The organism is Cupriavidus sp. 01L43, from assembly GCF_056399925.1.
Genome location: NZ_JBFTSH010000007.1, coordinates 1 through 17,331, shown reverse-complemented (window position 1 = coordinate 17,331; position 17,331 = coordinate 1). Strand labels below are relative to the sequence as shown.

The window sequence follows — 17,331 nt, the reverse complement described above, 5'->3', positions numbered from 1 at the left end:
ACCTCTTGGCTGCGTGCAGCGCTGGGCGTCGATCTAATTTGTATACTATATCCCGTTGATGCTTCCGAACAAGCGAAACCTGCACGGCTTGGGGTAATCCCCCAATGCGGTGCGGAAAGCCGCATCAGTGCACGGTTTCAGCGCATCAAGCACCACTCTGGAAGGCACGCCCCGGGAAAATATCGATGCATCAACGCTAGCAATTTTTCCGGCCATGTGTAGACTGTATACCGAATCGAGCCACAAACAGCCCTGAGCCCCCATCGACCATGCTCCATATCACCGACGAACTGATCGACCGACACGTGACGGCCCAGGACGCCCAGCAGGCCATGCTGGCGGCCTTCCAGAGTTTTGGACGCGGCGAGGCCGCGATGCAGGAACGGATCCGGACGGAGGCGGGTGGTGTGAAGCTTTCCACGCTTGGCGCGGTGATTCCGGAGCAGGAGGTGGCGGGGGCCAAGGTATATACGACGATCGCAGGACAGTTCTCATTTGTCATCCTGCTGTTTTCAACCGTTGACGGCCGGCCGCTGGCTTCGTTCGACGCCGGCGCGATCACGCGGCTGCGCACGGCGGCCTGCACGGTGCTCGCCGCGCAGCGGCTGGCCCGGCCCGAGAGCGCCACGCTTGCGCTGTTCGGCGCCGGCACGCAGGGCGTGCAGCATGCGGCGCAATTGTCCGCCGCGCTGCCGCTGCGCCGCGTGCTGGTGGTCGATCCTTATGCCGACGCGAGCCTGCCCGACCGGCTCGCCGCGCAGTGCGGCATTCCCGTGACCTTTGCCGATCCGGCCGTGGCCGCCGCGCAGGCCGACATCATCGTCACTGCCTCGCGCTCGACCACACCGCTGTTCTCCGGCGAACTGATCCAGCCGGGCACCTTCATCGCCGCCATCGGATCGAGCCTGCCGCATACCCGCGAACTCGACGACACCGCGCTGTCCCGCGCCGCCACCGTGGTGGTGGAGTGGCGGCCGCAGTCGCTGCGCGAGGCCGGCGACCTGGTGCTCGCCGACAAGGCGGTGCTGCCCGACAGCAAGATCGTGGAACTGGCCGATGTCCTGCTGGACAAGCCGGTGCGCCGCCATGCCGACGACATCGTGATCTACAAGTCGGTCGGCGTCGGTCTGGAGGACATCGCCCTGGCTGGTGTCGCCTATCGACGGATTACCGAAGCGGAGGCTGGAAAAGCCTGACGCGTGCTGCGCCCGGTCAGCTCTTTGTCGCCCAAATTTGATTGCAGAAAGTATACAAATTTCATCCTGATTCAAACCCGCCGCAGATAAGACGTCTCTCACGTCGCGGCTCACAACCACCCCTCGTCAAAACAGGAGCCCCCAAATGGCCGAACTGATGAACCGTGAAGATTTCCGCGCCGCCCTCGAGAACGCAATCAAGGGCAAGAGCGCCAACCAGGCACCCTTCAGCAAGGCATGGGCTGGCGGCACGCTGTCGCGCGACCACCTCGCCCGCTGGGCCGAGAACCACTATCACTACGTGGGCCCGTTCGCCGACTACCTCGCCTATATCTATGCCCGCACGCCGGACCACATGACCGAGGCCAAGGACTTCCTGCTGGCCAATATGTACGAGGAAGAGATTGGCGGCGACCGCCACACCGACCTGCTGATCCGCTTTGCCGAAGCCTGCGGCACCACCCGCGAGCGCGTGGTGGATGCGGACAACATGTCGCCGACCACGCGCGGCCTGCAAAGCTGGTGCTACGCCGTGGCCATGCGCGAAGACCCGGTGGTGGCCGTGGCCGGCCTGGTCGTGGGCCTGGAGTCGCAGGTGCCGTCGATCTACCGCAAGCAGACCCCCACGCTGCGCGAGAAGTACGGCTTCACGGACGAGGAAGTCGAATTCTTCGACCTGCACATCGTCTCCGACGAGATCCACGGCGAACGCGGCTATCAGATCGTGCTCGAGCACGCCAATACGCCGGAATTGCAGCAGCGTTGCCTGAAGATCTGCGAGGTTGGCGCCCAGATGCGACTGCTGTACACCACCGCGCTCTATTACGACTACGTGGACGGCACGCGCGAGACCGTGGCCGCCTGAGCGGCCTCCGCATCTGCCCGGCCCCCGTGCCGGGCGCCCCGCCCCCGTTCGCAAAGGCCACAGTCATGACCGAGACGTACCGCAACTACATCGACGGCGAATGGTGCGACAGCGCCAGCGGCCGCACCACCGACAACCTCAACCCCGCCGACACGCGCGACATCGTGAGCCGGCACGCCGCCTCGGACGCGCGTGACGCCGCCGCCGCCGTGGCCGCCGCCTCGGCCGCCTTCGACAGCTGGAAAAAGACCCCCATCGGCAAGCGCGCGAAAATTCTCAACGATGCCGCCGCGCATCTGGAAGCCAACGCCGACGCCATCGCCGCCGAGCTGACCCGCGAGGAAGGCAAGGCGCTGTCGCTGGCGCGCGACGAAGTCATGCGCTCCGCCCAGACGCTGCGTTTCTACGCCGTGGAAGGACAGACCTACGGCGGTGAGACGTATCCCAACGATGACCCGGACATGCTGGTCTACAGCCAGCGCGAGCCGCTGGGCGTGGTGACGGTAATCTCGCCGTGGAACTTCCCGGTGTCGATTCCTGCCCGCAAGATCGCGCCGGCGCTGATCACCGGCAACACGGTGGTCTTCAAACCCTCGTCGGACGCGCCGCTCTCCGGTTACCGGCTGGCCGAAGCCTTCGTCAAGGCGGGCATTCCGAAGGGCGTGCTCAATTTCGTGACCGGCAGCGCCGCCGAGGTGGGCCCGACCATCGTCGAATCGCGCGCGGTGCGGGCGGTGTCCTTCACCGGCTCGACGGCAGCGGGCGAACAGATCCACAAGTCCGTGCCGATGACCACGCGCACGCAGATGGAGTTGGGCGGTAAGAATCCTCTGATCGTGATGGAGGACGCCGACCTCGACAAGGCCGTGGACCTGGCCATCAAGGGCGGGCTGTCGCTGTCCGGCCAGGCCTGCACGGGCACCAGCCGCATCCTCGTGATGCGCGAGGTGAAGCAGGTATTCACCGACAAGCTCGTGGCCAAGGTCAAGACGCTGAAGATCGGCAGCGGCATGGCCACCGGCATGGATCTTGGCCCGCTCGCCACGCGCAAGCAACTGGAAACCGTGCTCGGCTACATCGCCGCCGGCAAGGCTGAAGCCACGCTGCTGTGCGGTGGCGAAGCGCTGACGGATGGCGATTTCTCGCACGGTTACTACGTCTCGCCGGCCGTGTTCACCGATGTCACGCCGACCATGCGCATCGCCCGCGAGGAAATCTTCGGCCCGGTGCTCGCCATCCTCGAAGTGGGCAGCTACGCCGAGGCCATCGCCGTTGCCAATGACTCCGAGTACGGCCTGTCCGCGGCCATCGCCACGCGCAATCCGCGCTATATGCACGATTTTGCGCATGACATCGAGTCCGGAACGGTGAAGATCAACCGCACCACCACCGGCAACCTCGTCAACGCGCCGTTCGGCGGGCTGAAGCGGTCGAGCACCTCCACGTTCCGGGAATCGGGCCGCGCGGGGCTCGAGTTCTACACCCAGATCAAGACCATCTATCGCGGCTGCTAAGCGGCGACTACCCGGCTATTAAGGATTTCACGATGAAAAAGGCAATCAAGCTCGAACTGCGGGAAGCCCGCCACATGGTGGCGGCGGCGGTGAAGAAGGCCGAGGAAATCGGCGTGCTGGAGTCCATCTGCATCGTCGATGAGGGCGGCTATCCGCTGCTGCTCGAACGCATGGACGGCGCCCGCATCACTGGCCCGCAGATCGCCTGGAACAAGGCATTCACGGCGGCCGGCCACAAGCGTTCCACGCACCTGTTCAATACGGCGCCCAACGGCCCGGCGCTGCCCGGCAACGAGGCGTTCGGCATCCAGTGGAGCTTCGAAGGCAAGTTCGCGGTGTTCGTCGGCGGTTACCCGGTGGTGGTCAACGGCGAGGTGGTTGGCGGCGTGGGCCTGTCCGGCGGCAACGGCGAGCAGGACACCGCGTGCGGCGTGGCCGCGCTGGAAGCATTGCGCGACCTGCTGGCCGGCGAGGACCTGACCGTGCTGGCGCAGGCCGACATCAAGAAGTAAGCAGGAGCGGTCATGTCCCACGGTACCTATCCCCTCTATCGCATCGAGATTGCCGAGACGCAGCAGTCGTTCACGGCGCAGCCCGGCGAGTCCGTGCTCGATGCCGCGCTGCGCACGGGCGTCAGCCTGGCCCACGAATGCACGTTCGGCGGATGCGGCACCTGCCGCGTGCGCGTGGTGGAAGGATCGGTCAGTTATGAAGAATTTCCGATGGGACTGACCGAGGACGAGGACGCCGCCGGCTTCGCCCTGGCCTGCCAGGCGCGGCCCACGGCCGACCTCGTCATCAGCACCGCGCGCGGCCTGGAGCCGGCCGTGCCGGCACGCCGCGCGTCAGCCATCGTACAGGCGGTGACGCCGCTCGCCGCCGACGTGCTGCACCTGCGCATGGCCCTGCCGGACGACGCGCCGCTGGCCTTCGCGCCGGGCCAGTACATGAAGATTCTGCTAGACGACGGGAGCCACCGCAGCTTCTCGATGGCGTCCGCCCCGCGCGGCAACGAGGTGGACTTCCACGTGCGCCGCATTGCCGGCGGTCGCTTCACGGCGGGGCAACTGCCGCGCCTGCAACCGGGCGACCGGCTCGACGTGGAAGTGCCGCTCGGCAACTTCGCACTGCGCAAGGAGGACTACCGCCCGCTGCTGATGGTAGCCACCGGCACCGGTATCGCGCCCATCAAGAGCATGCTGGAGTCCCTGATGGATGACCCGGATTGCCCGCCGGTGTGGCTCTACTGGGGCATGCGGTCCGCATCGGACCTCTACCTCGACAACGAGATCCGCGCCTGGGGCGATCGGCTTTACGATTTCCAGTACGTGCCGGTGCTGTCCCGCGCGGACGCGGACTGGCAGGGCCGGCGCGGCTATGTGCACGAAGCCGTGGCGGCGGACCTGGGCGACCTGTCCGAGCATGCGATTTATCTCTGCGGCTCGCCGAACATGATCCACGATGCAAAGCAGTTGTTCACCGGACTCGGCGCGCAGGTCCCGTTCCTGTATGCCGACGGGTTCACTTTTCAGCATCCGACGATGTAGTGGAATGTCTGGTCGCAAAGGTTGACGGTATACAATAGTGGCATTCACGCCGGTCCCATGCATCCCAATGGGCCGGTGCTTCAACGCTCAAGTTTCTTGCGCGATCCACGATTTCCACGGCCGATCCCGACCATGAACGACGCCACCACCAGTGCCTTCAGCCCGAATCCGGACACCCCGGCTGCCAGCCTGGGCGCCCAGCATTCCCCGCTCTTCGCGCTTGTGACCGATACGTTGCGGCAGCGCATCCTCGACGGCCAGTACGATCCCGGCGAGCGGCTGGTGGAGAACACGCTGTCGCTGGAGCTGGGCGTGTCCCGCATTCCGGTGCGCGAGGCGCTGCGCGCGCTGGCGGCGGAAGGGCTGGTCAAGATCGAGCCGCGCCGTGGGGCATCGGTGGCGCGTCTGTCGCCCAATATCGCCCGCGAAATGGTCGAGGTGCGCGCCACCCTCGAAGGTCTCAACGCCAAGCTCGCGGCACAACGCCGCGACCCCGCGCTGATCCTGGAAATCGAGAAGGTTCTCAAGGAAGGCAACGACGCCGTGAACAGCGGCCAGACCGAGCGCTTCGTCGAACTGAACTCCAAGTTCCACGAACTGCTCGGTAATATCGCCGCCAACAGCGTGCTGCAGGACATGATGCGTTCGCTGCGCGAGCGCACCGGGCTGCTGTTCGCGCCGGCCAACCTGAGCCGCGCGCGCCTGAACTGGGACGAGCATGCCCAGATTCTCCAGGCCGTGATTGCCGGCGATGCCGACCTTGCCGCGCTGCTGGCCACGCGCCATGTGTTCAGCGCGGCGAAAGCTGTCGAAAACATGAACGGCACCCCGGCAAACGAGCCGGTCGATACGCCTGACAAGGGCGCGTAATCTCCGCCGCCTGACCTCGACACCACATTCCGGCCACATTCCGGTGCGCAGACGCCCGCCCTCGCGCGGGCGTCTGCGCATGGCATTCCCCGTTCGCACCAGCAAATGGCGCGCCGCACCATCGCGGTGTATACTGTAGGCTGTTGTTAACCACAATAGGGAATGACCATCATGCAATACCCGGATGCTTCGTACCTCAGCCGTCCGGTCGGCGAGCAACTCCGCAAGCACTTTGCCCGCCGCGATGCGGTTCGGCACGCCACCCCGCTGCTGCCCGTCCGTCTGGCCGATCTGTTTGCCCTGTTCCGTTCGGGCACGACTCGCGGCAACGCCGCCTGACGCGCACCACGCGCGCCAATGAAAAAGCCGCCATCAGGCGGCTTTTGTGTTTCTGGGAAGGGACGTCTACAACGCGGCCGGCGGCAGCTCCACGCTGCCGAACTCGGCGGACCGCGTGCCGGCCAGCGGCCGGTTGCTCGCACCGAAGTAAGCGAACGCTACCGACAGCTTGACCGTCTCGGCGTCATTCCGACCCGCCGCGTGGAACAGGCGGCTGTCGAACATCAGCACGTCGCCGCGATGCAGCGTCAGGGGCATCGCCCCTTTCAGCAGGCTCTGGCTATTGGGATGCGCCTCGATGAGAAATTCGGCCGGATCGAGCTGCTCCGGCGCCAGCTTGGCCTGATGCGAACCCGGAATCACACGCAAGACGCCGTTTCGCTCGTCTTCATCGCCCAACGCCAGCCAAACCGTGACCAGCTCGGGCTTTACGAACGACCAGTAGCGTGTATCGCGATGCCAGCCAGTCTGGCTGCCGAAATGCGGATGCTTGGTCATCACGCAGTTATGGTGCGCCAGCGTCAGGCGGGCGGGCTCGCCCAGCAGCGCCTCCACTGTGGCCACCACGTGCGGATCGCTGGCCCAGCGGCGGAATACCTCGTCACGGCCATAGGCCTGGCGCAGCCGGCGTACCGTACCGCCCCCTTCGGCCTTGCGCGAGGTGGGCGCGCCGGGATAGCCGAGATCGGCCTCGAACTCCACCGGCGGCACGGCGGCGGCCAGATGCTTGCGGGTCATGTCCTCCAGCGCGGCGCACGTGGCTTCGCTGGCAAAGCGGCGCAGCACGATATAGCCGCCCGCGTGGAATTCACGCGCCAGGCTGGCCAGACCGGCCTGGTCGGCCAGGGGCGCGGAAGAGTCGAAATCGAGGGAAGCCGAGGCGCCTGAGGCGCGGTGTTGCGAGGCAGTCATCGTGGAGGGATGAGACCATTCTGAAAGTGGCAAGGCGCCAACAGATCGATGATGCCAGAAGCAGCGAGATCCGGCGCGGGCTGGCGGGCGATACCGCCCATTTCGCATGAGACAACAGGACATCTGTCGCCCTGAAAGCGTGCGGCAACCCACTGTCCGATGCGACCCCGACGCCGCTACAATGGCCGCACTCTGCACCCGCAGCCACGTCACCGGAGGCAACTCGTGACCGCCCGACCCAGGATCGTTGCCTCGCTCGCCGAGGCGCAAACCCAGCTAGGCCGCATCGTGCTGGGCAAGCCGCGCCAGGTGCGCCTTGCCCTGGCCTGCATGCTGGCCGGCGGCCACCTGCTGCTGGAGGACGTGCCGGGCGTGGGCAAGACCACGCTCGCGCATGCGCTGGCCCAGACGCTGGGCCTGCAATACCAGCGGGTGCAGTTCACGAGCGATCTGCTGCCGGCCGATCTGGTCGGCGTGTCAGTCTTCCTGCGCGAGGCCAGCGAGTTCCGTTTCCATCGCGGCCCGATCTTCGCCCAGCTGGTGCTCGCCGACGAGATCAACCGCGCGCCCCCGAAAACCCAGAGCGCACTGCTGGAAGCCATGGCCGAGCGGCAGGTGACCCACGACGGCACCACGCACGCGCTGCCGGCGCCGTTCTTCGTCATCGCCACGCAAAACCCGCTCGAGCAGATCGGCACGCATGCGCTGCCCGAGTCGCAACTCGACCGCTTCACGATGCGGATTTCGCTCGGCTACCCCGATCCGGCCTTCGAGCGGGTGCTGTACCTCGGCGGTGCCGCCGATCAGCGCCCCGTTGCCGTGATGGACGCCGAGCAGGTGATGGCGCTGCAGGCCGCCGCCGCCAAGGTCTACGCGAGCCCCGCGCTGGTGGACTACGTGCTGGCGCTGGTGCAGGCCACCCGCGCGGAACCGGGTTTCGTCGCCGGCCTGTCGCCGCGTGCGGGGCTGGCGCTGCTGGCCTGCGCACGGGCGTGGGCGCTGCTGGAGCAGCGCGAGATGGTGGTTCCCGAGGACGTGCAGGCCGTGTTTGCGGCAGTGGCGGGGCATCGGCTGCTGCCGTCCGGCCATGGCGTGGGCCAGGGCGCCGGGGTGCTCGACCGCCTGCTGTCCAACGTCGCCATTCCCTGATTTCCGTCCCGCCATGCGGCAAGCCTCCGCCACCGCGCATCGTCCGCTGACCGCCTGGCTGCATCGCCAGCATGGGCCGGTCAATGGCGTGGTGACGTTCGATCGGCGCCATCTCTATATCCTGCCCACGCGCAGCGGGGCCGGCTTTGGCGTGCTGCTCGTGGCGATGCTGCTGACCTCGCTGAATTACAACATCAGCCTCGGCTTCGCGCTCACGTTCCTGCTCGCCGGCATCGGCATGGCGTGCATGTGGATGGCCTATCGCAATCTGCTGGAACTGGCGGTGTCCACGGGTGCCGCCTCGCCGGCCTTCGTGGGCGATGTGGCGGTCTTCGCACTGAACGTGGACAACGCCGACCCAGCCGCCCGCATCGGCCTGGAGGCCCGCACGCCGCAATCCGAAACCGCCACGCTGACCATTGATGGCGACAGCCGGGGCACCTTGCCGCTCCGCGTGCCGGCCACCGCGCGCGGGCGCATGAAGCTGCCGCGCGTCACGTTTTCCAGCCGCTTTCCGTTCGGCCTGTTTCGCGTGTGGAGCTATGCGGACCTGTCGCTGGTGGCCTTCGTCTATCCGGCGCCCGAGCCGAACGCCCCGCCGCTGCCGCAGGTGGCCCGCCCGGACGACGCCGAGGACGGCACGCTATCCGTCGCGTCGGACGATGGCATCGACCAGTTGCGCCGCTATCGCACCGGCGACCCGCTGCACCGCATCGCCTGGAAGCACAGCGCCCGCACGGGCCGCATGCTGAGCCGCACCGGCACCGCGCCGCGCCAGCCCGGTTGCTGGCTCGACTGGGATGCGCTGCCGCCGGGCATGGACACCGAGGCCCGGCTATCGCGGCTGTGCGCGTGGGTGCTGGCCGCCGGCGACGAGTTCGAGATCGGCCTGCGCCTGCCCGGCGTGGCGTTGCCGCCCGCCCAGGGTGCCGCCCATCGCCGCGCCTGCCTGGAAGCGCTGGCCGTGTGGCCGGAGCGGCGCGCGTCATGACCCGGCACGAAGTTCGCCCGCTCGGGCATCAGGAACACGGGATGCTGATGGGCCAGCTCGCGTTGGTACTGGCGCCGCAGGCGCGCTCGCTGCCGGTGTCGGTCAGCCTGCTGCTGCTGGTGCTGCTGGCCTGGCGCTGGCTGCTCTGGCGCCAGCGCGCGCCGCTGCCGTCGAAGCTGATGCTCGGCGTGTCGGCCGTGCTGGTGCTGGTGACCGCCGCCGCGCTCGTATGGCAGTCGGGCGGCAGCCTCGGGCGCGAACTCTGCGTGGCGCTGCTGGGCGCCTTCGTCATCCTCAAGCTGCTGGAAACCCGGGCGCTGTCCGATGCCACGCTGGTCACCCAACTATCCTTCTACCTGCTGCTGACGCTCTACCTCGCCGACCAGCCGTTCTGGCTGGCGATCTACAGCATGGCGATCGGCGCATGGATCCTGCGCAACTGGCTGCTGCTCCACCATCCGGAAGCGCGCGGGCGGCTGGCGATCTGGCCGCTGCTTGGCCGCATGGCGCTGATCGGCCTGCCGTGGGCGCTGTTCCTGTTCGTGCTGTTTCCTCGGCTCGACCATCCGCTGTGGCGGCTGCCGCAGTCGGAGCCGGTGGGCCGCACCGGTATTTCGGACACGATGAAACCCGGCAGCGTCGGCGAGCTGATCCGCTCGCCCGAGGTGGCGTTCCGCGCCGATATCATCGGCGATCCCTTGCCCGCCAGTGCGCTGTACTGGCGCGCGCTGGTGCTCTGGAACTATGACGGACTGGCGTGGCGGCCCGCCGATGGGTCGATGCGGCCCACGCGCCCGGCCACCGGGCTGCGCGACGATGACGGCGACGACGCCACGCCACCGCCCTCGGGCGTGCGCGCGTACAACGTTACGCTGGAGCCAAGCCAGCAGGCCTGGCTGTACCTGCTCGACCGGGGCGTTGCGGTGTCCGGCAGCGTCGACGCCCGCGTTTCCGCCGACGATGAGTTTTTCGCCCGCGCACCGGTGGACCGGCCGCTGCGCTACCGGGGCCACTCGACACTGACGGGAACGCCCCAACCCCTGTCGCGGCGCACACTTGCGCTGTCGCTCGCGCTGCCGGACGGCAATCCGCGCAGCCGCGAACTCGCCGCCAGCTGGATGGCGCAGTATCCGGACCCGTGGCAGCGCGTGCAGGCCGCGTTGCGGCTCTTCGCCGCGGCGCCCTTCGCCTACACGCTCTCCCCGCCGCCGCTCGGCAAGCAGCAGGTGGACAGCTTCCTGTTCGATACCCGCCGTGGCTTCTGCGAGCACTACGCCAGCAGCTTCGTGTTCCTGATGCGCGCCGCCGGCGTGCCCGCGCGCGCCGTGATGGGCTATCAGGGGGGCGAGTACAACCCGATGGGCCGGCACTACATCATCCGGCAATCGGATGCCCACGCCTGGGCCGAGGTGTGGATCGCCGGGCGCGGATGGGTGCGCGTGGACCCGACCAGCGCCGTGGCGCCGAGCCGCGTGGAAGAAGGCGTGGACGCCGCCCTGAGCGGCGACGAGGCCGAGGCACTGCGTGCGTTGCGTGGGCCGGCATGGTTGCGGGACCTGCGCCTGGGGTTGGACGGACTGACTTATACGTGGCAGCGCTGGGTGCTCCAGTACGACCGCGCGCAACAGGGCCGGCTGCTGCAGAAACTTGGCATGGATGGCCAATTGCCAGCGTTGCTGGCGGGCGGACTGGCAACGCTGAGCCTCGTCGCGCTGTTGCCGCTCTGGCTACGGCAACGGCGGCTCGATCCGCTCCAGTCGCTCTATGCCCGCTTCTGCACCTTGCTGGCGCGTCATGGCTGCGCGCGCGGGGCTTCGGAAGGGCCGGCCGATTTCTCCATGCGCGCCGCCGAGGCGCTGCCGGGCGCCGCCACCGCCTTGCAGGCATTCACGCGCGACTACATCGCGCTGCGCTACGGTACGCCGGACGCCGCAGGCAGGTTGCAAGCGATGGCGCGCATGCGCAGGGCGCTCACGCTCGTGCGGCGGCAGGTGCGCTAGCCGTCCCGCGCACCATCGGCCGGTTGCCATTCCCGCATCTCGCGCATATAGTTACGTTCGTAACTATATCGGATGTAACAAATGCCGTTCGAACAGCGTATCACCCGGTTTTGCGCGGAATATCCGGAAGCCCCGCGCGATCTCATGCTCGCCTCCCGCCTGCTGCTCCGTTCCGCCAGATTGCTCCGACATCACATCGAGCGAGCACTGGCGCCGCACACGCTCGACATGGGCCAGTACCTGGTCATGAGCCTGCTGGTCGCCGATGGCGGACAGCCGACCATGCCGTCGGAACTTGGCGTCGCCATCGACGCCACGCGCACCCAGATGACGCGCCTGATCGACGGCCTGGAGGCACGCGGCCTCGTGCAGCGCAAGACCTCGACACAGGATCGGCGCAGCCTGGAACTGACGCTGACGGCGGAAGGCCGGGCGTTGCTGGAGCGCGCCGCGCCTGCCGTGCATGCCGCCTATGGCGAGGCCTGGGCGCCGCTGGGCAAGGACCGGCTCGCCGACGTGACGCGCGACCTTGCGCAGTTGCACCAGAATCTCGCGGCACTCGACGCGCAGCGGTCGTGAACCTGCCCGCCCCCCAGGGCAAGGGCGCCGGCGCCCGCTGGCCCGGCGCGCTGAGTCGCCTGTTGAGCCGACCGCAGCGCCAGACGTTGCTGATGATGTTGCTCGCGCTGGCCACCGGCGTGGAGTTCCTCGAGAACATCATGTTCGTGTTCGCGTCCAGCCATATCGTCGGCGGCATCGATGCGGACCCGCGCAGCTTTGCGCTGGTGCAGGCCGCCTATGCCGTGGGCAGCATGCTGATGATTCTCAAGCAGCAGTGGCTGGCGCAGCGGTTCGGCTATCGCTATTACCTGACAGGGTCGTTGCTGCTGTTCATGGCCGGCACGCTCGGCGCGGCCACCAGCACCGGCCTCGCGCAGATGGTGGCCGCCCGTTTCGTGCAAGGCGTGGGCGGCGGCGCGCTGTTCACCAGCTGCCGGATTCTCGTGAACCTGATGTTCGGCCCGGCTGACCGGCCGCGCGCCACGCGTATCTTCATGCTGGGGATCTTCGGCGCCTCGGCGCTCGGGCCGGCGTTCGCGGCAGAGCTGGTTGAGCGCGGGGTCTGGCAGGATGTGTTCTATGGCGTGCTGCCGTTCGCGGCGCTGGCCACGCTCGGCGCCTGGCTGCTGCTGCCCGACGCCGAGCCCCGCGAAGATGTGGGCGGCCCGGCGCTCGGTCCGCTGCTGCTGTTCGGCGTGGCCATCGTGGCGCTCCAGGCGTCCCTGACCGAGGCGCGCTTCGACCTCTTCTCGCATCCCGCCCGCGTAGCCTTGGTCGCCGCGCTTGCCCTGGCGCTGCTCGCCGGCTTCCTGTGGCACCAGTGGCACCACGCCACGCCGGTGCTGCGACTGCGTGCGCTGCGCCATCCCGTCTACCTCACGGGGCTGGCCATGTATTTCGTCTACTACATGATCAGCAACCTGAGCGGCTACGTGTTCCCGATCTATGCCGAACAGGCGCTGCGCTTCCCGCTGGCCACCACAGGCTGGCTCAACACGCTGGCCGCCACCATCAGCCTCGCCGGCATCTGGTGCTATCTGCGCGTGGCGCGGCACCTCACGCACAAGAAGCCGGTCATGGTGGCGGGCCTGTTGCTGATGGCGGGCGCGATGGCGTGGTTTTCGATCATGCCACCCGATGTCGGACCGGTCGCGCTGCTGCCCGGGCTGGTGGGCAAGGGGCTGTTCGGCGTGATGGTCATCATCCCGATTGCCGGGCTGACGTTCCGCTCGCTGGCCGACGACGATGACTTCGCTCACGGCTACCGCAGCAAGAACCTGATGCGGCAGATTGCCAGCTCGTTCGCGTCGGCGCTCGGCGCCGTGCTGCTGCAGAACCGGCAGTTCGCGGTGCATACCAGCTTGACCAATGCCATCGGGCAACGTCCCGCTGAGGCGGCGCAGTGGTTGGAGTCGGCACAGAAGGCACTGATGGCGCGCGGCTTCGATACGGGGCAGGCGCACGCGGGCGCGCTGGCGCAGTTGGCGACAATTGCCGATCAACAGGCGCGGCTAATTGCCTGCGAGGATCTCTATCGATTGATTGCCGTGCTCGCGCTGGTGGCGGCTATCGGCATGTTCGCGCAGCGTCGGCTGGACTAGCGCCCAGACTGGGGACGGCGCGTTGAGGATACGACTAGGGGCGGGAGGCGTGTCCGCCCGTCAGAACAGCGACAGCTGGCGCATGCCGAAGCCGATGGTTTCTTCCACGCGGGCACGCGCATGGGCCAGGGAGCCCTCTGCGCCGGAGTAGTTGCCGGCCGCCCAGCGGTAGACCACGGGGAGTTCGCCGCGATCGGAAAGGTGGACCTCACCGAGCTTGTCGCCGCGTTCGCTACGGTAGAAATGAGAACGGTAGCCGCGCTCCCAGTGTGGAGCGGCTTCCTTCTTGCGGCGACGCGGGGTCGTCGGCTTGGTGGTGGCAGGCGTCAAGCGCCGCGTTCGGTCGGTACCCGGCGAGATGGGGGCGCGGGTGAAATCCAACTGCATAGACTTCCTTGTTCTGTCGATTCAGCAAGAACCAGACGTGGCGGCCATGGCCACCACGCGCTTCATGCATCGCAGTCGAGATCATACCTGCTCAAACGCGTTTTTGGGATGTTTTATCGCCCTGAATGCGGCCTCTGGCAAGGGTTTGCGGGCCGTATACCGGTTTACGGTATACGGCCTGTATACGTAAACCGGGCACCGTAAACCCGGTTTTTCGGACCCGGTTAGCCGAGGTCGAGGGGGATGAAAATCCGGGCGTCGTCGCGTTGCACGAGCAGCGCCACCTGCTTGCCGGACTTCGACACCAGGGCCCGAAGTTGCTCTGCTGAACTGATCGGCGTGCCGTTCAGCGACAGGATGACATCGCCCGGCTGAATGCCCACGCGCGCGGCCGGTCCGGCCACGTTCTCCACGACCAGCCCGCCGTCGATGCCGCTGTCACGCTTCTCGGCCGGCGTAAGCGGACGCACCGCGAGGCCAAGCTTGCCGCCGGTATCGCCGCCATTCGTCTTCTGCGCCACGGCGCCTTCCTGGGCCGTGCCCACCTTGACGGTCAGCGTCAGCGGCTCGCCCTTGCGGATGACCTTGAGCTGGGTCTGCGTGCCGGGCTTCATGTCCGCGACGTGCTCGGGCAGATCGCCCGAATGGTCGATGACGTCGTCGCCCAGCTGCACGATCACGTCGCCTGCCTTCAGGCCGGAGCGGGCAGCGGGGCTGTCCGGCTCGATCGCATTGACCAGCGCGCCTGCCGGCTTGGGCAGGTTGAAGGACTGGGCCAGCGCCTGGTTGACCTCCTGCACCGAGATGCCGAGACGGCCGCGCGTGACCTTGCCATGCGCCACCAGTTGCTCCTGCACCTTCGTCGCCACGTTGATCGGAATCGCAAACGACAGGCCCTGGTAGCCGCCGGTCTGGCTATAGATCTGCGAGTTGATGCCGATCACTTCGCCCCGCTGGTTGAACAGCGGGCCACCGGAATTGCCGGGGTTCACCGCCACATCGGTCTGGATGAAGGGCACGTAGGTGTCGTCCGGCAGCGAGCGGGACTTGGCGCTGACGATGCCGGCGGTGACCGTGTTCTCGAAACCGTAGGGCGAGCCGATGGCCAGCACGGGCTCGCCGACGCGGATCTTCGACGGATCGCCAAGGCGCACGGTGGGCAAGTCCTTCGCATCGATGCGAATCACGGCGATGTCAGTCTGCGGATCGGCGCCCAGCACCTTGGCCTTGAATTCGCGACGATCGGTCAGCTTGACGGTGACTTCCGTGGCGTTATCGACCACGTGAGCATTGGTGAGAATCAGCCCATCCGAGCTGACGATGAAGCCGGAGCCCAGGCCGCGCACAAGCTGCGGCTGGCTGGTTTGCGGACCCTGGAACTGCGGGCCGAAACGCTTGAAGAACTGGAACAGCGGATCGTCGGGGTCGATGCCCTGCGGCGCCTGCGCGGAGGTTCGCTGGGCGCGCGCGGTCACGCTGATGTTCACCACGGCGGGGCCGTACTGGTCGACGATGCCCGAGAAGTCGGCTGGCGTGGCGACGGCGACGGGCGCGCCGGAGGCAGATGCCGTGACGGGCGTCGGCGCGGCGTAGCCGGGGGTGATGGCGTCCTTCTGGAGATAGGCATAACCGCCGGCCAGCGCAACGAGCGCGGCGACACCGACGGCGGAGCGGGCAAAAGTCTGGCGAATCATGGTCTTTCCTTTCTGGTTGGCTTCTTGCGCGGACGCAGGAGTTGCGGCGCGATGGAAGCATCGTAAGCAGCCATCCTTAAACCAGACTTAAAGTTCCGACCTATCTCGCCCGCGTCACCTATCCTCAATAGTCACGATAGAAAATTTATCTTGCACACAATTTAATTGTGTATAAGATAGAGCCATGGCTGACGCAACGAACTCCTCCACTAACGAAGACTGGCTCCGGCTGGATCAACAGCTCTGCTTTGCGCTGTATTCCACCTCGCTGGCAATGACCAAGATCTACAAGCCGATCCTGGGTGAGCTTGGGCTCACTTATCCGCAGTATCTGGTCATGCTGGTGTTATGGGAGACGGACAAGCTGACGGTGTCGGCGCTCGGAGAACGGTTGACGTTGGACTCCGGAACACTGACTCCGCTGCTCAAGCGGCTCGAGGTGGCGGGGTTCGTGGCACGGGCACGCGATGACGAGGATGAGCGACGCGTGCTGGTCAGCCTGACGGATGCCGGCCGGCGCCTGCGCGCATCGGCGGAAGGCATCCCGGAAAAGATGTTGTGCGCGACGCAGTGCTCGATCGAGGAGATCCAAACATTGACGGCGCGCCTGCATGAGATGCGGACCACGCTGGAGGATGCACGGTCCGACGGTTGATTTGCCGATTTCGGCATGACTTTGAAAACGCCCCCGAGCGGGCATCGCTAGGAGAATGCAAATGAAACTCGAGAAAGTCCTGTACACCGCCCACGCATCCGCAACCGGTGGCCGCGATGGCCGCGCCGTGACGTCCGATAATCAACTGGACGTGAAGCTGGCCGTACCCAAGGAAATGGGCGGCAAGGGCGATGGCCTGAATCCCGAGCAACTGTTCGCAGCTGGCTATTCGGCTTGTTTCCTGGGCGCGATCCGTTTCGTGGCTAGCCAGCAGAAGATCACGGTCTCGCCGGACGCCAAGATCGAAGGCGCCGTCGGCATCGGCCAGATTCCGCAGGGCTTTGGTATCCAGGCCGATCTGAAGATCTCGCTGCCGGGCATGGACAAGGAAGCGGCCCAGAAGCTGGTGGAAGCGGCTCACCAGGTCTGCCCGTATTCGAACGCCACCCGCGGCAATATCGAGGTGACGCTGACGGTGGTCTGAGTTTGACCGTAGTTGCGATCACAAACAAAAACGCCGGCAAATTTGCCGGCGTTTTTGTTTTTATGCTTGTTTTTATGCGCTGTCTTCCGTTTCGAGCATCGCGCAGAATGCGCGCTTTTGCACGGCCGACATGCGCTTGGTGGCCAACTCGGCTTTCAACGCTTCTGACTTGTTATCGTAGCGAAGCCATCCAAGCAGGCGCGTAGGTTTGCGGGAGCGTGTGTATTTGGCACCAATCCCCGCAAAGTGCTGGGCATAACGGCGCTGGACGTCAGTGGTAATCCCTGTGTAGATCGAATTGCCTTCGCATTCGAGCAGGTAGAGATACCAGGGCGTTGCCTCGGCACGAGCGAGGTCTTCTTCGTCAGAGGGCATGGCACGCAGATCATAAGCGTTTTCGTCACGAAAATGCCAATCGGAGCCCACAAAGCAAAACCCCCAGCCTTTATGGGGCTGGGGGTTCTGGGTATAAGAGCCTGGCGATGACCTACTTTCACACGGGTAGTCCGCACTATCATCGGCGCAAAGTCGTTTCACGGTCCTGTTCGGGATGGGAAGGGGTGGTT

At 66.4% G+C, this 17,331-nt stretch carries 18 protein-coding genes and 1 rRNA gene; 14 read left to right on the top strand and 5 right to left on the bottom strand.

The annotated features are described in order from the left end of the window. The first annotated feature begins 269 nt into the window (after positions 1–269). From AC1DP9_RS13695 to AC1DP9_RS13665, 7 genes are all read left to right on the top strand, one after another. Positions 270–1,196 (top strand): ornithine cyclodeaminase family protein, encoded by a 927-nt coding sequence (locus AC1DP9_RS13695; RefSeq protein WP_477107671.1) that lies wholly within the window; start codon positions 270–272, stop codon positions 1,194–1,196. Positions 1,197–1,341: 145 nt separating this feature from the next. Next, positions 1,342–2,061 carry an iron-containing redox enzyme family protein gene (locus tag AC1DP9_RS13690; protein ID WP_092296083.1) on the top strand — a complete coding sequence of 240 codons (720 nt, stop codon included), beginning with the start codon at positions 1,342–1,344 and terminating at the stop codon, positions 2,059–2,061. A 65-nt stretch (positions 2,062–2,126) separates the two neighbouring features. After that, positions 2,127–3,575 (top strand): aldehyde dehydrogenase family protein, encoded by a 1,449-nt coding sequence (locus AC1DP9_RS13685; protein WP_477107670.1) that lies wholly within the window; start codon positions 2,127–2,129, stop codon positions 3,573–3,575. Between the two features lie 32 nt (positions 3,576–3,607). Then, a complete protein-coding gene (locus tag AC1DP9_RS13680; protein WP_092296089.1) occupies positions 3,608–4,087 on the top strand; it encodes a GlcG/HbpS family heme-binding protein in 480 nt (159 codons plus the stop codon). Positions 4,088–4,099: 12 nt separating this feature from the next. Continuing rightward, entirely contained in the window at positions 4,100–5,122 is a 1,023-nt protein-coding gene (locus AC1DP9_RS13675; RefSeq protein WP_477107669.1) for a 2Fe-2S iron-sulfur cluster-binding protein, read from the top strand. A 132-nt stretch (positions 5,123–5,254) separates the two neighbouring features. Beyond that, a complete protein-coding gene (locus tag AC1DP9_RS13670; RefSeq protein ID WP_477107668.1) occupies positions 5,255–5,992 on the top strand; it encodes a GntR family transcriptional regulator in 738 nt (245 codons plus the stop codon). Between the two features lie 162 nt (positions 5,993–6,154). Then, positions 6,155–6,331 (top strand): hypothetical protein, encoded by a 177-nt coding sequence (locus AC1DP9_RS13665; RefSeq protein ID WP_177219928.1) that lies wholly within the window; start codon positions 6,155–6,157, stop codon positions 6,329–6,331. A 66-nt stretch (positions 6,332–6,397) separates the two neighbouring features. Here the strand turns inward: AC1DP9_RS13665 and AC1DP9_RS13660 are convergent, their stop codons facing one another. After that, positions 6,398–7,243: a phytanoyl-CoA dioxygenase family protein gene (locus AC1DP9_RS13660; protein ID WP_477107667.1), complete on the bottom strand. Its 846-nt coding sequence runs from the start codon at positions 7,241–7,243 to the stop codon at positions 6,398–6,400. A 225-nt stretch (positions 7,244–7,468) separates the two neighbouring features. Between AC1DP9_RS13660 and AC1DP9_RS13655 the strand changes: the two genes are divergently transcribed. The 5 genes from AC1DP9_RS13655 to AC1DP9_RS13635 all read left to right on the top strand — a co-directional run bounded on the left by AC1DP9_RS13655 (position 7,469) and on the right by AC1DP9_RS13635 (position 13,545). Then, on the top strand, positions 7,469–8,392 hold the full coding sequence (locus tag AC1DP9_RS13655; protein WP_092296100.1) for an AAA family ATPase: 924 nt from the start codon (positions 7,469–7,471) through the stop codon (positions 8,390–8,392). A 13-nt stretch (positions 8,393–8,405) separates the two neighbouring features. Beyond that, complete coding sequence (locus AC1DP9_RS13650; protein ID WP_477107666.1) at positions 8,406–9,383, top strand: DUF58 domain-containing protein; 978 nt, start codon at positions 8,406–8,408, stop codon at positions 9,381–9,383. Then, positions 9,380–11,383, top strand: coding sequence for a transglutaminase TgpA family protein (locus AC1DP9_RS13645; RefSeq protein WP_477107665.1), 2,004 nt, complete (start codon positions 9,380–9,382; stop codon positions 11,381–11,383). Before AC1DP9_RS13650 ends, AC1DP9_RS13645 begins: the two co-directional genes overlap by 4 nt. Before the next feature lie 81 nt (positions 11,384–11,464). Next, complete coding sequence (locus AC1DP9_RS13640; RefSeq protein ID WP_092296108.1) at positions 11,465–11,962, top strand: MarR family winged helix-turn-helix transcriptional regulator; 498 nt, start codon at positions 11,465–11,467, stop codon at positions 11,960–11,962. Between the two features lie 92 nt (positions 11,963–12,054). Continuing rightward, a complete protein-coding gene (locus tag AC1DP9_RS13635) occupies positions 12,055–13,545 on the top strand; it encodes an MFS transporter (protein WP_477107787.1) in 1,491 nt (496 codons plus the stop codon). A 60-nt stretch (positions 13,546–13,605) separates the two neighbouring features. Here AC1DP9_RS13635 and AC1DP9_RS13630 read toward each other — a convergent pair whose 3' ends face one another. Together AC1DP9_RS13630 and AC1DP9_RS13625 are read right to left on the bottom strand one after the other, a co-directional pair. After that, positions 13,606–13,932, bottom strand: a complete 327-nt coding sequence (locus AC1DP9_RS13630) for a hypothetical protein (protein ID WP_092296112.1) — start codon at positions 13,930–13,932, stop codon at positions 13,606–13,608. A 224-nt stretch (positions 13,933–14,156) separates the two neighbouring features. Beyond that, positions 14,157–15,626, bottom strand: a complete 1,470-nt coding sequence (locus AC1DP9_RS13625) for a DegQ family serine endoprotease (RefSeq protein WP_092296115.1) — start codon at positions 15,624–15,626, stop codon at positions 14,157–14,159. Between the two features lie 184 nt (positions 15,627–15,810). Between AC1DP9_RS13625 and AC1DP9_RS13620 the strand changes: the two genes are divergently transcribed. Then, positions 15,811–16,281 (top strand): MarR family winged helix-turn-helix transcriptional regulator, encoded by a 471-nt coding sequence (locus AC1DP9_RS13620; protein WP_441592678.1) that lies wholly within the window; start codon positions 15,811–15,813, stop codon positions 16,279–16,281. Between the two features lie 61 nt (positions 16,282–16,342). Next, positions 16,343–16,765, top strand: coding sequence for an organic hydroperoxide resistance protein (locus AC1DP9_RS13615; protein WP_092296121.1), 423 nt, complete (start codon positions 16,343–16,345; stop codon positions 16,763–16,765). Positions 16,766–16,837: 72 nt separating this feature from the next. Here the strand turns inward: AC1DP9_RS13615 and AC1DP9_RS13610 are convergent, their stop codons facing one another. Next, entirely contained in the window at positions 16,838–17,140 is a 303-nt protein-coding gene (locus tag AC1DP9_RS13610) for a GIY-YIG nuclease family protein (protein WP_477107786.1), read from the bottom strand. Positions 17,141–17,239: 99 nt separating this feature from the next. Then, positions 17,240–17,331 (bottom strand): 5S ribosomal RNA (gene rrf, locus AC1DP9_RS13605); the annotation flags it as partial.

What these genes read in the sequence shown, in the direction of transcription:
- AC1DP9_RS13640 (WP_092296108.1), top strand. Translation starts at nt 11,465, where the DNA reads ATGCCGTTCGAACAGCGTATCACCCGGTTTTGCGCGGAATATCCGGAA.
- AC1DP9_RS13635 (WP_477107787.1), top strand. Translation starts at nt 12,055, where the DNA reads ATGATGTTGCTCGCGCTGGCCACCGGCGTGGAGTTCCTCGAGAACATC.
- AC1DP9_RS13665 (WP_177219928.1), top strand. Translation starts at nt 6,155, where the DNA reads ATGACCATCATGCAATACCCGGATGCTTCGTACCTCAGCCGTCCGGTC.
- AC1DP9_RS13630 (WP_092296112.1), bottom strand. Translation starts at nt 13,932, where the DNA reads ATGCAGTTGGATTTCACCCGCGCCCCCATCTCGCCGGGTACCGACCGA.
- AC1DP9_RS13675 (WP_477107669.1), top strand. Translation starts at nt 4,100, where the DNA reads ATGTCCCACGGTACCTATCCCCTCTATCGCATCGAGATTGCCGAGACG.
- AC1DP9_RS13695 (WP_477107671.1), top strand. Translation starts at nt 270, where the DNA reads ATGCTCCATATCACCGACGAACTGATCGACCGACACGTGACGGCCCAG.
- AC1DP9_RS13680 (WP_092296089.1), top strand. Translation starts at nt 3,608, where the DNA reads ATGAAAAAGGCAATCAAGCTCGAACTGCGGGAAGCCCGCCACATGGTG.
- AC1DP9_RS13685 (WP_477107670.1), top strand. Translation starts at nt 2,127, where the DNA reads ATGACCGAGACGTACCGCAACTACATCGACGGCGAATGGTGCGACAGC.
- AC1DP9_RS13670 (WP_477107668.1), top strand. Translation starts at nt 5,255, where the DNA reads ATGAACGACGCCACCACCAGTGCCTTCAGCCCGAATCCGGACACCCCG.
- AC1DP9_RS13610 (WP_477107786.1), bottom strand. Translation starts at nt 17,140, where the DNA reads ATGCCCTCTGACGAAGAAGACCTCGCTCGTGCCGAGGCAACGCCCTGG.
- AC1DP9_RS13660 (WP_477107667.1), bottom strand. Translation starts at nt 7,243, where the DNA reads ATGACTGCCTCGCAACACCGCGCCTCAGGCGCCTCGGCTTCCCTCGAT.
- AC1DP9_RS13690 (WP_092296083.1), top strand. Translation starts at nt 1,342, where the DNA reads ATGGCCGAACTGATGAACCGTGAAGATTTCCGCGCCGCCCTCGAGAAC.
- AC1DP9_RS13650 (WP_477107666.1), top strand. Translation starts at nt 8,406, where the DNA reads ATGCGGCAAGCCTCCGCCACCGCGCATCGTCCGCTGACCGCCTGGCTG.
- AC1DP9_RS13645 (WP_477107665.1), top strand. Translation starts at nt 9,380, where the DNA reads ATGACCCGGCACGAAGTTCGCCCGCTCGGGCATCAGGAACACGGGATG.
- AC1DP9_RS13620 (WP_441592678.1), top strand. Translation starts at nt 15,811, where the DNA reads ATGGCTGACGCAACGAACTCCTCCACTAACGAAGACTGGCTCCGGCTG.
- AC1DP9_RS13615 (WP_092296121.1), top strand. Translation starts at nt 16,343, where the DNA reads ATGAAACTCGAGAAAGTCCTGTACACCGCCCACGCATCCGCAACCGGT.
- AC1DP9_RS13625 (WP_092296115.1), bottom strand. Translation starts at nt 15,626, where the DNA reads ATGATTCGCCAGACTTTTGCCCGCTCCGCCGTCGGTGTCGCCGCGCTC.